10 protein-coding genes and 1 tRNA gene are annotated in these 13,513 nt (G+C 69.4%); 6 read left to right on the top strand and 5 right to left on the bottom strand.

From position 1 onward, the window contains the following. Window positions 1-49: 49 nt before the first annotated feature. From flhA to ASF20_RS12805, 3 genes are all read right to left on the bottom strand, one after another. A complete protein-coding gene (gene flhA / locus ASF20_RS12815) occupies window positions 50-2,215 on the bottom strand; it encodes a flagellar biosynthesis protein FlhA (RefSeq protein ID WP_056222579.1) in 2,166 nt (721 codons plus the stop codon). A 113-nt stretch (window positions 2,216-2,328) separates the two neighbouring features. Next, entirely contained in the window at window positions 2,329-3,573 is a 1,245-nt protein-coding gene (locus ASF20_RS12810) for a hypothetical protein (protein ID WP_056274721.1), read from the bottom strand. A 100-nt stretch (window positions 3,574-3,673) separates the two neighbouring features. Next, window positions 3,674-4,327, bottom strand: a complete 654-nt coding sequence (locus ASF20_RS12805) for an ABC transporter ATP-binding protein (RefSeq protein ID WP_055953674.1) — start codon at window positions 4,325-4,327, stop codon at window positions 3,674-3,676. 238 nt (window positions 4,328-4,565) lie between these two features. Between ASF20_RS12805 and ASF20_RS12800 the strand changes: the two genes are divergently transcribed. The 3 genes from ASF20_RS12800 (at window position 4,566) to ASF20_RS12790 (ending at window position 6,684) form a co-directional block, all read left to right on the top strand. Continuing rightward, window positions 4,566-4,655: transfer RNA gene (locus tag ASF20_RS12800), tRNA-Ser, on the top strand. 503 nt (window positions 4,656-5,158) lie between these two features. Then, on the top strand, window positions 5,159-5,806 hold the full coding sequence (locus ASF20_RS12795) for a DsbA family protein (RefSeq protein ID WP_056274720.1): 648 nt from the start codon (window positions 5,159-5,161) through the stop codon (window positions 5,804-5,806). A gap of 14 nt (window positions 5,807-5,820) precedes the next feature. After that, window positions 5,821-6,684 carry an MBL fold metallo-hydrolase gene (locus tag ASF20_RS12790; protein WP_056274864.1) on the top strand — a complete coding sequence of 288 codons (864 nt, stop codon included), beginning with the start codon at window positions 5,821-5,823 and terminating at the stop codon, window positions 6,682-6,684. A 54-nt stretch (window positions 6,685-6,738) separates the two neighbouring features. On the opposite strand, the gene ASF20_RS12785 is transcribed toward ASF20_RS12790, so the two are convergent. Then, window positions 6,739-7,806, bottom strand: a complete 1,068-nt coding sequence (locus ASF20_RS12785) for a spore photoproduct lyase family protein (protein WP_056274717.1) — start codon at window positions 7,804-7,806, stop codon at window positions 6,739-6,741. Window positions 7,807-7,915: 109 nt separating this feature from the next. Then, entirely contained in the window at window positions 7,916-8,692 is a 777-nt protein-coding gene (locus ASF20_RS12780) for an SHOCT domain-containing protein (RefSeq protein ID WP_056274716.1), read from the bottom strand. Window positions 8,693-8,965: 273 nt separating this feature from the next. On the opposite strand from ASF20_RS12780, the gene glgX reads away from it, so the two are divergent. From glgX to ASF20_RS12765, 3 genes are all read left to right on the top strand, one after another. Then, complete coding sequence (gene glgX / locus ASF20_RS12775; protein WP_056274714.1) at window positions 8,966-11,242, top strand: glycogen debranching protein GlgX; 2,277 nt, start codon at window positions 8,966-8,968, stop codon at window positions 11,240-11,242. Window positions 11,243-11,417: 175 nt separating this feature from the next. Beyond that, a complete protein-coding gene (locus tag ASF20_RS12770) occupies window positions 11,418-13,022 on the top strand; it encodes a hybrid sensor histidine kinase/response regulator (protein WP_056274712.1) in 1,605 nt (534 codons plus the stop codon). A gap of 36 nt (window positions 13,023-13,058) precedes the next feature. Beyond that, window positions 13,059-13,382: a hypothetical protein gene (locus ASF20_RS12765; RefSeq protein WP_056274711.1), complete on the top strand. Its 324-nt coding sequence runs from the start codon at window positions 13,059-13,061 to the stop codon at window positions 13,380-13,382. Window positions 13,383-13,513: the final 131 nt, after the last annotated feature.

Below are 13,513 nucleotides of genomic sequence, written 5' to 3'. Positions count from 1 at the left end.
CCCGGATGGTCCGCGAGACCGGTTCACCGCCGGGGCGCGGGGTCGCCTCTCAGACCGAGCCGACGGTCCGGAGCCGGGCCCGGGGATGGATCTCCGCCTGGCTCATCACCGGCGTCTCGCGCCGGAAGCGCTCGATGATCGAACGCACGAAGGGCCGGGCCTGGACCGAGGTCACCAGCACGGGCATCTCGCCCATGCGGGCGGCGGTCTCGAAGCGGTCGCGCACCGTGTTGACGAAGTCCGAGAGCTTCGAGGGCTGCATCGCCAGGTAGCGCTCGTCGCGCTCGCCCGCGATCGAGTCGAGGAAGGCCTGCTCCCAGGCCGGCGACAGGGTGATGATCGGCAGCATGCCGTCCGGCCCCTGGTACTGGGCGCAGATCTGGCGGCCGAGGCGGGCGCGGACGTGCTCGACGATGTCGCGCGGGTTCTTCACGTGCCCGGCCACCTCTGCGACGCCCTCGATGATCGCCCCGAGGTCGCGGATCGAGACCCGCTCGGCCAGCAGGAACTGCAGCACCCGCTGGATGCCGGTGGTGCCGATCTGGCTCGGCATCACCTCCTTGAGGAGCTCGGCATGCTCCTTCGAGACCTCGCGCAGGAGCTTTTGCACCTCGACATGGTTCAGGAGCTCGGAGACGTGCGCCTTGATGATCTCGGTGAGGTGGGTTGAGACCACCGTGGCGGCGTCCACCACGGTGTAGCCCTTGAGCTGGGCCTGGTCCCGCAGGGAGGCGTCGATCCAGGTGGCGGGGAGGCCGAAGGTCGGCTCCAGCATGTGCTGGCCGGGCAGCTGCACCTGTCCGCCCATCGGGTCCATGGCCATGAACTGGCCGGGGAAGATCTGGCCCGTGCCGGCCTCGATCTCCTTGACCCGCACCACGTAGGCGTTCGCGTCGAGCTGGACGTTGTCGAGGATCCGGACCGAGGGCATCACGAAGCCGAGCTCGGCGGCGAGCTGGCGGCGCAGGGCCTTGATCTGGTCCGTCAGGCGGTCCTGGCCCTCCGGGCCGTTGACCAGGGCGAGCAGGGCGTAGCCCATCTCAAGCTTGAGGTCGTCGAGCTTCAGGAGGTCGGTAACGGTTTCCTCCTTGGCGGCCGCGGCGGCGGCCACCGCCGAGGCGTCCATCGGCGCACCGTCGGCGTCGAGGGGCGGCGCTTCGCGGGCGACCTTGGCGAAGTGCCAGGCGGCGTAGCCGGACGCGCCGGCGAGCGCCAGGAAGGGCAGCATCGGCATGCCGGGCAGGAGGGCGATCAGCACCATGACGCCCGAGGACATGCCCAGGGCCTTGGGGTAGTTCGCGAGCTGCTTGCCCAGGGCCTTGTCGGCCGAGCCCTTCACGCCCGCCTTGGACACCAGGATGCCGGCCGCCGTTGAGACGATGAGGGCAGGGACTTGCGAGGCGAGGCCGTCGCCGATGGTGAGCAGGGTGTAGGACTTCGCCGCCCCCAGGAACGGCATGCCCTGCTGGGCGACGCCGATGATGATGCCGCCGATTACGTTGATGAAGGTGATGAGCAGCGCGGCGATCGCGTCGCCGCGGACGAACTTGGAGGCACCGTCCATGGCGCCGAAGAAGGAGGATTCTTCCTCCAGGGCGGCGCGGCGGGCCTTGGCCACCTTCTCGTCGATGAGGCCCGCCGAGAGGTCGGCGTCGATGGCCATCTGCTTGCCGGGCATCGCGTCGAGGGTGAAGCGGGCGGCGACCTCGGCGATGCGGCCCGATCCCTTCGTGATGACGACGAAGTTCACGATGATCAGGATCGCGAAGACGATGATTCCGATGACGAAGTTGCCGCCCATCACGAAGTTGCCGAAGGCCTCGATAACGTGGCCGGCGGCCGCCGTGCCCTCGTGCCCGTGGCCGAGGATGAGGCGGGTGGAGGCGAGGTTCAGCGCGAGGCGCAGCAGCGTCGCCACGAGGAGCAGGGTCGGAAAGACCGTGAACTCGAGCGGATTGTCGATGAACAGCCCGGTCATCATGATCAGCACCGAGATGATGATCGAGACCGCGAGCAGCAGGTCGAGCAGGAAGGCCGGCAGCGGGAAGATGAGCACCGTGAGGATGCCCATCACGGCGGTGGCGAAGAACAGGTCCGTGCGCTTGGAGAGCGCGTTCAGGTTCGCCCGGTTCGGGATCGCGAAGCTCGCGAACTGTGCGAGGCTCCCCCCGGCCCCTCCCGCCGGAGCCGGCGCGCCGGCAGCCGTCTCGCTCATCGTCACCCTCGCTGCCCCCGAGGGTCGGGGGCTCGGCAAGATTTGCCGAGCACAGGGTTAGCGAAGGGTTAACGCCAGGCCGTCCGCCGCCCCGCCTGAGCGGAAATACCGCGTCAGGCGAAGTATTTGCGGGTGACCACCGCGAGCGCGAACACCAGTCCGGCACCACCGGCGATGAGGCTGATCATCAAGAGGCGCCGGGGCTCCTGGGAGGATTCGGGCTTCACCGGCTCGACGATCATGCTGAAGAACTCGATCTGGCGCTCCGCGATGATCCGCGCCCGCTCGTTCGCGGCCAGCACCTTGGCGAAGTACTTCTCCGCATCCGCCCGGTCGGCGTCGTAGGCCTCGAACCGGGTGAGGGCGTTCGCCAGGATACGGCGCTGTTCCGGATCCTCGCTGGCCGACTGGCGCTCGATCCGCGCGATGTTGTCGTCGAGGTCCTTGATCTGGGCCTTCATGTCCTGGATGCGGCGGGTCTCCGGCGAGAGGTCGCGCTGACCTTGGATGAGCTGGACGGCCAGGTTGATGCGGGCCGTGCGCAGCTCCGACAAGACCTTCAGGTTGCTCTCGTTGGTCTTCTGCGCGTCGAGGACGCCGTCGCGGTTGCGCAGGGCCGCCACCTCGGTGCGGATCTTCTGCATCCGCTCCTCGGCCCGCTTGAGCTCGCGCTGGCTCTCCAGCACCGCGTCCTCGCGGGCCCGGCCGCTGAGAGCGTTCACCATGCGCTCGCTCTCGGCCAGGATCGCGTTCGAGAGGTTGAGGGCATCCTGCGGATCGAAGGCGTTCACGGACAGGAGGATGATGCCCGATCCGGACTCGATCTTGGTGTGGACCCGCTCGTGCCAGTACTTGACCAGCTTCTCGATCGGCTTCTCGGGATCGAAGCGCGAGAGGATGTCGATGCCGGGCCGGGAGAACATCTCCCGCAGGGGGTAGGTCTTCTCGATGGCCTCGATCATCGGCCGGCTCATGATGTAGTTCGTCGCGATCAGGCTGTCCTGCGCCACCATCTGCTTCATGGGGGAGCCGGAATTGGTGCCGACCTGATCGGGCGAGGCCTTGTCGACGTTGCCGAGGGCCGGCCGCAGGGCGAAGCGCGACTCGATCACGAAGCGGTCCGACGCGATCACGCCGTAATAGGCGATGGCCGCCAGGGTCGGGATCAGGAAGCAGACCAGGAAGAGCACCGGGATCAGCGGATCCGTCTTCACGTGGCTCTGGTAGGAGCGGATGCCCTTCTTGCGGTCGGCGAAGCGCGAGACGCGGGCGATCTGCTTCAGAGATTCGGCCACCGCGTTCGAGCGGTCGGCCGTGGTCAGCGGTTGACCCTGCGGGTTGCGGATTTCGATGCTCATGCGCCCCGGTATTCCATGTCGTCCGGCCATCCCGCCGCCAGGGTACACCCTTTGCACCGCCGCCGCGGCAAAACCGTGGCCACCGGCGCGCCGGCGCAACTCAGGCGTTCAGGCGGCGATAGACCTCGATGGCGTCGTCGATGCTCTCGTAGACGATCGCCCGCCCGTTGATGATGACGATGCCCTGCTGGCACCAGGTGCGCAGGGTGTCCATGCCATGGGAGACCATGATCACGTCGGCATTCTCCCGGCGGGCCGCGAAGGCCTCCTCGCAGCGCTTCTGGAAGCGGGCATCGCCCACCGCCGTGACCTCGTCGATGAGGTAGCAGTCGAACGGGATGGCCATGCTCATGCCGAAGGCGAGGCGCGAGCCCATGCCGGACGAGTAGGTCCGGATCGGCACGTCGAGGTAGCTGCCGAGCTCCGAGAAATCCTCCACGAACTCCAGCACCTTGCGCGGGTCCTCGCCGTAGATGCGCGCCACGAAGATGATGTTGTCGCGCCCGGTCATGGCCGGGTGGAAGCCGCCGGCGAAGCCCAGGGGCCAGGACACGCGCGTGGTGCGGACCACGCGGCCCTTCGTGGGCATCTCGGTGCCGGCCAGGAGGCGCAGGGAGGTCGACTTGCCGGCGCCGTTGATCCCCAGGATGCCGTAGCTGGTGCCCGGCTTCAGGGTGAAGGAGACGCGCTCCAGGATCGTCCGGCGATGCCCGTCCGTCCGGTAGACCTTGGTCACGTTGTCGAAGCGGATCACGGCGGAGCACGACTCCCGAAGCCTGGCCCTGCGCGCATCGGCTGCAAAAGCGGCGAATCTGAGAACGCGGCGCCGCGACCCCCGAGGGGCGGGTGCCCTCGGCGGGGAAATCGCACGGGAATCGTCAGCTTTGCCGTTCCGAGGCTTGCACGCCGTCCATGCGGCTTGTACAGGACGCCTCCCGGCGCGATCGCGAAGCCCGGCCGCCCCGGCGGCTGCGAGACGCGGCGACGGGACCGGAGGGGTGGCCGAGTGGTTGAAGGCGCACGCCTGGAAAGTGTGTATACCGGAAACGGTATCGCGGGTTCGAATCCCGCTCCCTCCGCCAGATCCTGACGTCCGACATTCGGCTCGTGCGAGAACGCCCAGCGTTCTCCGCGCATCGCCATGGCTTCCGTCCTGTTCGAAATGACAGGGCTTCACCCACCCTCCCAAGACTGACGGCGCGCCCCGCCGTCTGTCTTACAGGCTCGGCAGCACCGCACATCGTCGCGTCGTTGTCGTCGCCCGGCTTTGTTCGCGGGCGGCACCATCGTCATCCTCGCCCCCACCGCCGGCCACGGTATCCTGCATAGGGCCGGCGAGCGCTGCGGTGAGGACCTGATCGGCGCGCTCTGCGCTGAGTTTAGGCGGGCGTCGGGACATCCGTGGCGCCGCCGGCCCCGGTTCGGTGAACCCGGAGACCGGGCCGCCGCGCAGGGGTCGGGTGACCCAGTCCAAAAATTGGACTCGTCTTGCGGAAAGTCTGGCGCTAAATGACGTCTCATCTGAATTTTATCGGTTAATTCAGATGATTCGCGGCGCGCGCAGCCACAAAGCAGGTCCAGGTCCATGCGGTTGACCTTTCTGTTCGATCCCTTGTGCGGCTGGTGCTACGGGGCCGCTCCCGCGTTGGCCTGGATCGCCCAGTCGGGGGCGGTCGCGCTGGACCTCGCGCCCACGGGCCTGTTCGCGGGCGAGGGCGGCCAGCCCATGGATCCCGCCTTCGCGGACTATGTCTGGCAGAACGACCAGCGCATTACGGACCAGACGGGGCAACCGTTCAGCGACGCCTATCGCGCCCTGATCTTCCGGACGCCCGGCGCCGCCTTCGATTCGGCCGCCGCCACCCTCGGCCTCGTCGCGATCGGACTGACCCGACCCGGCCGTGAGCTCGAAGGCCTGCAGGCGCTCCAGCAGGCCCGCTACGTCGCGGGCCGGGACACTGCGGATCGCACCGTGGTTGCGGACGTGCTCGCCGGCGCCGGCTTCGCGGAGGCCGCCGGCCGGCTGGAGGAGCCCGACCCCGAACTGCGCGAGGCGACCCGGCATCGGATCGAGGCCGCCGTTCGGATGGCGGCCCGGTTCGGGGCCCGGGGCGTCCCCGCCCTCGTCCTCGCGGACGAGGAAGGCGCCCGACGCCTGCCGAGCGGCATCCTCTTCGGCGACCGGGACAGACTGGCGGCCGAGCTTCGCGCCGGATCGGGAGAAACACCATGATGGAGGAAACGCCGATGCAGACCGGGCTTGGCCCGACCATCGCGATGCCGCTGACCGGGCTGGCCGGACCCGGGCTCGCCTGGACGCACTTTCCCGCCGGCCCGAAGGGGTTCTTCCGCGCCCCGGTGCTGATCGAGGGGCCGACCGAAGCGATCATGATCGACGGCGGCTTCACCGTCTCCGACGGTCGAGCCGTCGCGGCGGCGATCGCGGCGACGGGCAAGCGCCTCACGACGATCTATGTCAGCCAGTCGGACCCGGACTATTACTTCGGGCTGAAACCCCTCTGCGAGGCCTTTCCGGAGGCCCGGGTGCTCGCTGCCTCCGCCACCGTGTCGGCCATCGCCCGCACGGTCGATGCGAAGATCGCCGCCTGGGGCCCGCAGCTGGGGGCCGAGGGTCCGGGGACGCGGGCCGACGTGGTCATGCCCACGCCCTTCGACGGCGCTGCCCTGTCGGTCGATGGAGAGACCGTCGAGATCGTGCCCGCCATGGGCCTGCCCAACCGCCGCACCCTGTTCGTCCCGGCCCTGAACGCGGTGTTCGGCGGAGTCCTGATCTTCTCCGGCGTCCACGTCTGGACCGCCGACACGCCGAGCCCGGAGGCCCGCGCCGCCTGGATCGCCGAACTCGACCGGATCGCCGCGCGTGCGCCGTCCGTCGTCGTGCCGGGCCATCTGGCGGTCGAGGCCGCCACCGACGGCTCGGCCCTCGCCTTCACCCGAAGCTACCTCCTGGCCTTCGAGGAGGCCCTCGCGGCGGGCGGGGATGCCGCCGCGCTGAAGGCCGCGATGCTGGCCCGCTTCCCGGGCCTCGGCATGGACATCGCCCTCGACATCGGCGCCAAGGTCGCCACGGGCGAGATGGTCTGGGGGTGAGGCGAAGCGGCACACCAGCGGGGGCGGCGGACGGTGGCCGGGCCGCCGGCCCCTTCAGAACGCGTACCGCACCGTGCAGTAGGGCATGCGCTCGGCGAGCAGGGCCTTGAAGCGGGCGAGCCACTGACCCTTCCAGCCGGTGCGGTAGCGCAGGTTAGCGCCGCCGCCCTCGGAGACCTTCGCCTCCTGGATGTCCGGCCGCCAGAGCAGGTCCTCGGCCTTGGGGTGCCATCCGAGATTGACTGCGTGCAGGTCGGCGTTGTGGGTCAGCAGGATGATCTCCGCTTTGAGCTGCGCCCGGGCCGCCGGGCCGATCGCGCCGTCGATGGCGGCGAACAGGGCCGCCCAATCGGCCTCCCAGCCCTCGTAGAGGATGACCGGCGAGAAGTTGACGTGGACCTCGTAACCGGCGGCGACGAAGTCGTCGATGGCGGCGATGCGCTCGGGGATCGGTGCCGTCCGCACGTCGACGATGCGGGCGATGCGCTCGGGCATGAGCGAGAAGCGGATCCGGGTCTTGCCCTGGGGGTCGTAGGCCAGGAGATCGCGGTTCACCGCCTTGGTGGCGAAGGACGCCTTGGCGTTGGGGATGTCCCGGAAGAGCGCCACGAGATCCCGCACCGTCTCGCTCACCATGGCGTCCACCGAGAGGTCGCCGTTCTCGCCGAGGTCGTAGACCCAGAGGGCGGGATCGATCGTGTCGGGCTCGGGCAGGGGCCCCTGGCGGGCGGCGTGGCGCGCGATGGCGGCGGCCACGGCCTCGACGTTGACGAAGAGCGAGATCGGATTGGCGAAGCCCTTGCGCCGGGGCACGTAGCAGTAGGCGCAGGCCATGGCGCAGCCGTTGGAGGTCGAGGGGGCGATGAAGTGGGCGCTGCGCCCGTTCGGCCGCATGGCGAGGCCCTTCTTCACCCCCAGCACCAGGGTGGAGCGCTTGATCCGCACCCAATCCTCCACCGAGCCGGCATTGCCGTGCAGACTCGGGATGTTCCAGTGCGAGGGGACGACGATGCGGTCGGCCTCCGGAAACCGGTCCAGGATTTCCCGCCCGCGCGGGTAATCCGGCACGGCGGGCTCGTGATAGATCGTTGTGACGTCGAGGAGGTCGCGGGGTCGAGCCATCAGCCTTGCGGAATCTCTGCCGCGATCCGCGTCCTGCGCGCGGCACCGGTTCCAGGCCAACGCAGCCGGCCCCCGGGCGATCCGGCCCGCGTCGTTCGGAGCCTGGCGATCAGAGGCGCGCGAGCAGCTCGGCCTTCTTGGCGGTGAACTCGCCCTCCGTGAGGATGCCCTTGCGGCGCATCTCCGACAGGCGCTCGATCGTCGAGAGCACGTCGCTGCCGCCCACCGGCCCGGCGCTGCCCGGATGCGACGCCTCGGCGCCCGGATGACCGGGCTCGAAGGGTTCGGGCGCGAAAGGTTCGGGGGCGACGGGTTCGGGGGCGAAGGGTTCGGGGGCGAAGGGGCGGGCCTCGCCGCGCTCGGCCTCGTCGAGGCGCTTCAGGCTGGCAAGGTCCACGGGGCCGCCGGGGCCGGAGAAGCGCAGGCTCGTCGCGCTGCCCTGCTGCTGCGAGACGCCGCTGATGGCGTGATCGGCGGTGTCGTAGATCGCAGCCCGCCCCTCCGATTCGACCACGAGACGCCGTTGGACCGGGAAATAGGCGTAGCGCATCCCGTTCTTCGATCCGGCGGTGGCCGGTGCCCCCCATTCGGGAGGCCAGGGCGCCCCGGCGCCGCGCGGCACCTCCGACCAGGCGCCGGCCGGCAGCGCGGCGGCGAGGGCGGTGCAGAGGGCGTCCACCCGGGCCTTGAGCTCGGCGTTGAACATGTCGCCGATCATGGTCATGCCCGCGCCCGACCATTGGCCGAAGCCGCCGAGCTCGGGATGGTTGAACTGCGCCATCCGGCCGTGGCCCGCTTCGAGCGCCTGGACGAGGTGGCGCACGGCGTCGAGGCTGACCCGGTAGCGATCGGCGATCGCCTGCAGGCCGTAGGGCTGATCTGTCATGCGCCGGTCTCCTTGCCCCGGGCGGCCCCCGCCGCGCCGTGTTCGCAGTCTTGATGTTCGCAGTCTTGCCGTTCGCAGTCTTGCCGTTCGTAGTCTTGCCGCAACCGCTCGCGCCGTGGAAGCGGCTGCGGGGCACCGCGCCGTGCGATGCAAAAAGATTTGCCCCGTGGCGGACCTTCCGGCGAAGCGTGAGCGTTCCTGTCCAGGTTTCCAGGACGGGGCGTCGCGCAGCGCCCTGTCTCGACGCACCCACCGATACCGCCCGGAGCGAACATGGCCGACACGACGAATCCCGCGGACCGCTCAAGCCCGCAGGGCCGCGCTAAACGTTCGCGCATCAAGGAAGGCTCGCCCTATCCGCTCGGCGCGAACTGGGACGGCCTGGGCGTGAACTTCGCCCTGTTCTCGGCCCACGCCACCAAGGTCGAACTCTGCCTGTTCGACGATGACGGCGTGAACGAGATCGAGCGGATCGAGCTGCCCGAGTACACCGACGAGATCTGGCACGGCTACCTGCCCGACGCGCGCCCGGGCACCATCTACGGCTACCGCGTCCACGGCCCCTACGAGCCGACGGCCGGGCACCGCTTCAATCCGAACAAGCTGCTCATCGACCCCTACGCCAAGGGGCTCGTCGGCTCCATCACCTGGAACCCGGCCCTGTTCGGCTACCAGATGGAGACCGGCGACGACCTGACCTTCGACGACCGCGATTCCGCGCCCTACACCCGCCGCTCCCGCGTCATCGACCCGGCCTTCACCTGGGGCCGGGACCGCAAGCCGCACGTGCCGTGGGAGAAGACCATCTTCTACGAGACCCACGTGAAGGGCTTCACCAAGCTCCACCCGGCGGTGCCGGAGAAGCTGCGCGGCACCTATGCGGGCCTCGGCACGCCGGCGGTGCTCGACTACATCAAGAGCCTCGGCGTCACCTCGGTGGAGCTTCTGCCGGTCCACGCCTTCGTGCAGGACGATTACCTGCAGGAGAAGGAACTGGTGAACTACTGGGGCTACAACACCATCTCGTTCTTCACCCCCGCCCGGCGCTACGCCGCCGTGCCGGACTTCGCCTTCTCCGAGTTCAAGGAGATGGTGGCGCGCATGCACGGCGCCGGCCTCGAGGTGATCCTGGACGTGGTCTACAACCACACCGCCGAGGGCAACGAGAAGGGTCCGACGCTGTCGTACAAGGGCGTCGACAACGCCTCCTACTACCGGCTCATGCCCAAGGAGCCGCGCTACTACATCAACGACACCGGCACGGGGAACACCTTCAACCTGTCGCACCCGCGGGTGCTGCAGCTCGTGACCGACTCCCTGCGCTACTGGGCCACCGAGATGCGGGTGGACGGCTTCCGCTTCGACCTCGCCACCATCCTGGGCCGCGAGCCGCACGGCTTCGACGAGGGCGGCGGCTTCCTCGACACCTGCCGGCAGGACCCGGTGCTGAACGGCGTCAAGCTCATCGCCGAGCCCTGGGATTGCGGCCCGGGCGGCTATCAGGTCGGCGGCTTCCCGCCGGGCTGGGCCGAGTGGAACGACCGCTTTCGCGACGACGTGCGCGGCTACTGGCGCGGCGACGAGGGCATGCTGCCCGATCTCGCCGCCCGGCTCACCGGCTCGGCCGACAAGTTCAACAAGCGCGGGCGCAAGCCCTGGGCTTCGGTGAACTTCCTGACCGCCCATGACGGCTTCACGCTGAACGACACCGTGTCGTACAACGAGAAGCACAACCTGGCGAACGGCGAGGACAACCGCGACGGACACTCGCACAACCTGTCGAACAACTACGGGGCCGAGGGACCGACGGACGATCCGGAGATCCGCGCCGTGCGCCTGCGCCAGATGCGCAACATGCTGGCGACGCTGCTCCTCTCCCGCGGTACCCCGATGCTGCTCGCGGGCGACGAGTTCGCCCGCACCCAGAACGGCAACAACAACGCCTATTGCCAGGACAACGAGATCTCCTGGCTCGACTGGGAGGCCGTCGGGCCCGAGGAGCGGGATCTCGCCGAGTTCACGCAGCGCCTGACCCTGCTGCGCGAGGCGCTCCCGATCCTCACCCGCGGCCGATTCCTCACGGGCGCCTACGACGAGGAGTTCGGCGTCAAGGACGTGACCTGGCTGCGTCCCGACGGCGGGGAGATGTCGCCGGAGAACTGGACGCAGGGCGATGCCCGCGCCATCGCGGTGCTCCTCGACGGCCGGGCCCAGGCCTCGGGCATCCACCAACGCGGCGGCGATGCCACCCTGCTGTTGCTCTACAACGCCTACCACGACCTCGTGTCGTTCACCCTGCCGGAATCGGTGGGCGGCGTCGGCTGGACGCGGCTCCTCGACACGAACCTGCCCGACAGCCAGGACGTGGTGAGCAAGCCGATCGGCGCGACCTACGAGGTCACCGGACGCTCGATGCTGATGTTCGTCCTGAAGCCCGAGGAGGTCGAGGGCGTCGAAGCCAGCGACGGGGAGCGTTCCTACCAGCACGTGATGCAGGCCTTCGAGCGGGCCAACGTCAACAGCGTCCGCTTCGAGACCGAGCAGCGCTGACCCTCCGACCGGCCGCGCGTCTCGTGACGCGCGGCCGGTCCTCGCTGAATCGTCATGCCGACGGTGAGATGCCTGGGCCGGCACAGGGAACGATGATGGCGCCGGGAGTTTGACCCGTGTAAGGGGCGACCTGCCAGGCTCGCCTGCGAAGCCCCGCCGATGTGATAGCGCGACGATGATCGACACGCCCAAGATGCCGCCGAACGGGGCGCTCGCGCAGGACCCGATCCGATCCCCGATCAGCCCGGAAGCGGCCTTCTTCTTCGCCTCGGTGGCCGCCTCGCGCATGCCGATGGTCGTGAGCGACCCGCGCCTGCCGGACAATCCGATCATCTTCACCAACGACGCCTTCCTGGAGATGACCGGCTACCGCCGCGACGAGGTGCTGGACCGCAACTGCCGCTTCCTCCAGGGGCCGGACACCGATCGGGGGGCGGTGCGCGAACTCGCCCGGGCGATCGCGGCCCGCGAGAACGTCGCCACCGAGATCGTCAACTACCGCAAGGACGGCACGCCGTTCTGGAATGCGCTCTTCGTCTCGCCGATCTACGACGCGGGCGGAACGCTGGTGTACTTCTTCGCCTCGCAGCTGGACGTTTCGCGCCGGCGCGACGCCGAGGAGGCCCTGGGCCAGGCCCAGAAGATGGAGGCGCTCGGCCAGCTCACCGGCGGCATCGCGCACGACTTCAACAACCTGCTGCAGGTGATCGTCGGCTATGTCGACATCCTGGGCGCCGGCCTCGACGATCCGAGCGCCGACCGCAACCGCCTGCGCCGGGCCACCGACAACATCCGCACCGCCGCCGAGCGCGCCACGACCCTGACGCAGCAGCTCCTGGCCTTCGCACGCAAGCAGCGCCTCGAAGGCCGCTCGGTGAACCTGAACGCCCTGGTCCAGGGCATGGCCGACATGGCCGGCCGGACCCTCGGCGAGACCGTCTCCCTCGACTTCGACCTCAGCCCCGACCTCTGGAACTGCCGGGTCGACCCGAACCAGGCCGAGGTCGCCCTCCTCAACGTCTTCATCAACGCGCGCGACGCGATGCCGGAGGGCGGCCGTCTCACGGTGCGGACCGAGAACCACGTCATCACCGGCGAGGTCGACGGTCCCCTGGCCCCCGGCCGCTACGTCACCATCAGCGTGAGCGATACCGGCAGCGGCATCCCGGCCCATGTCCTGGCCCGGGTCATGGATCCGTTCTTCACCACCAAGGAGGAGGGCAAGGGCACCGGCCTCGGCCTGTCGATGGTCTACGGCTTCGCCAAGCAGTCGGGCGGCGCCGCCCGCATCGAATCCGTCCTGGGGGCGGGAACCGTGGTGCGCCTGTCCTTTCCGGCCACCGAGACCGCGGTGTTCGAGGCGGCGCCGGCCGCGGTCGGCCCCCAGGAGGGGTCCGGCACCGAGACGATCCTCATCGTCGACGACCGGGAGGACGTGGCCGAGCTCGCCCGCACCATCCTGCGGGATTTCGGCTACAGCACCCTGATGGCGCAGAACGGCCGCGAGGCCCTCGAAGTGCTGGAGAGCGGGAACGCCATCGACCTGCTCTTCACGGACCTCATCATGCCGGGCGGCATGAACGGCATCGCCCTGGGACGTGAGGCCAAGCGCCGGCGGCCCGACCTCAAGGTCCTGCTCACCACGGGCTACGCCGAGGCGAGCCTGGAGCGAACCGATGCCGGGGGTTCGGAGTTCGATCTCCTGAACAAGCCCTACCGCCGGACGGACCTGGTCCGCCGCGTTCGGGCGGTTCTCGACGGGCCCGTCGCGATCGGCTGACGCCTCGCCCGGGTCCTCCAGCGGAGTGGATTCGCGATGAGCCAGGGTGACAAGTCGAAATACACCGACAAGCAGATCCGCAAGGCGGAGCACATCGCCGAGTCCTACGAGGCGCGCGGCGTGCCCGAGAAGGACGCCGAGGCGCGGGCCTGGGCGACCGTCAACAAGGACGATGGCGGCGGCAAGAAGCCCGGCGGCTCCGGGCGGGGCAAGGCGACCCGCCATCCCGCGGCCCATCGCGGCGGCGCGGTCGGCGGCAAGGCCTCGGCCAGCCGCACGGCGGAAGAGCGCTCCGCCTCCGCCAAGAAGGGCGCCGCCACCCGCAAGCGCAACGCGGACGCCGCGCGGCACGCGTCCTGAGGATGACCTGGGTCGAGGCGTGCCGGGTGGTATCGACCGTCCGACCCGACGGGGCTCGGGCGTTGGATGGACGCCTCGAGCGCTGACGGTTTCAACGCTCCCTCCCGTGCGGTCGGGGCGATCGCCGATGG

The sequence above is a fragment of the Methylobacterium sp. Leaf88 genome, assembly GCF_001422795.1.
In the GTDB taxonomy this organism is placed as follows: domain Bacteria; phylum Pseudomonadota; class Alphaproteobacteria; order Rhizobiales; family Beijerinckiaceae; genus Methylobacterium.
The sequence above is the reverse complement of the archived record's forward strand: the minus strand, read 5'-3'. Positions and strand labels throughout refer to the sequence as shown.

Excerpts from the sequence above, each read along its gene's own strand:
- ASF20_RS12785 (WP_056274717.1), bottom strand. The coding sequence starts at position 7,806 with ATGGCTCGACCCCGCGACCTCCTCGACGTCACAACGATCTATCACGAG.
- ASF20_RS12795 (WP_056274720.1), top strand. The coding sequence starts at position 5,159 with ATGCGGTTGACCTTTCTGTTCGATCCCTTGTGCGGCTGGTGCTACGGG.
- ASF20_RS12765 (WP_056274711.1), top strand. The coding sequence starts at position 13,059 with ATGAGCCAGGGTGACAAGTCGAAATACACCGACAAGCAGATCCGCAAG.
- ASF20_RS12780 (WP_056274716.1), bottom strand. The coding sequence starts at position 8,692 with ATGACAGATCAGCCCTACGGCCTGCAGGCGATCGCCGATCGCTACCGG.
- ASF20_RS12770 (WP_056274712.1), top strand. The coding sequence starts at position 11,418 with ATGATCGACACGCCCAAGATGCCGCCGAACGGGGCGCTCGCGCAGGAC.
- ASF20_RS12810 (WP_056274721.1), bottom strand. The coding sequence starts at position 3,573 with ATGAGCATCGAAATCCGCAACCCGCAGGGTCAACCGCTGACCACGGCC.
- flhA (WP_056222579.1), bottom strand. The coding sequence starts at position 2,215 with ATGAGCGAGACGGCTGCCGGCGCGCCGGCTCCGGCGGGAGGGGCCGGG.
- ASF20_RS12790 (WP_056274864.1), top strand. The coding sequence starts at position 5,821 with ATGCAGACCGGGCTTGGCCCGACCATCGCGATGCCGCTGACCGGGCTG.
- glgX (WP_056274714.1), top strand. The coding sequence starts at position 8,966 with ATGGCCGACACGACGAATCCCGCGGACCGCTCAAGCCCGCAGGGCCGC.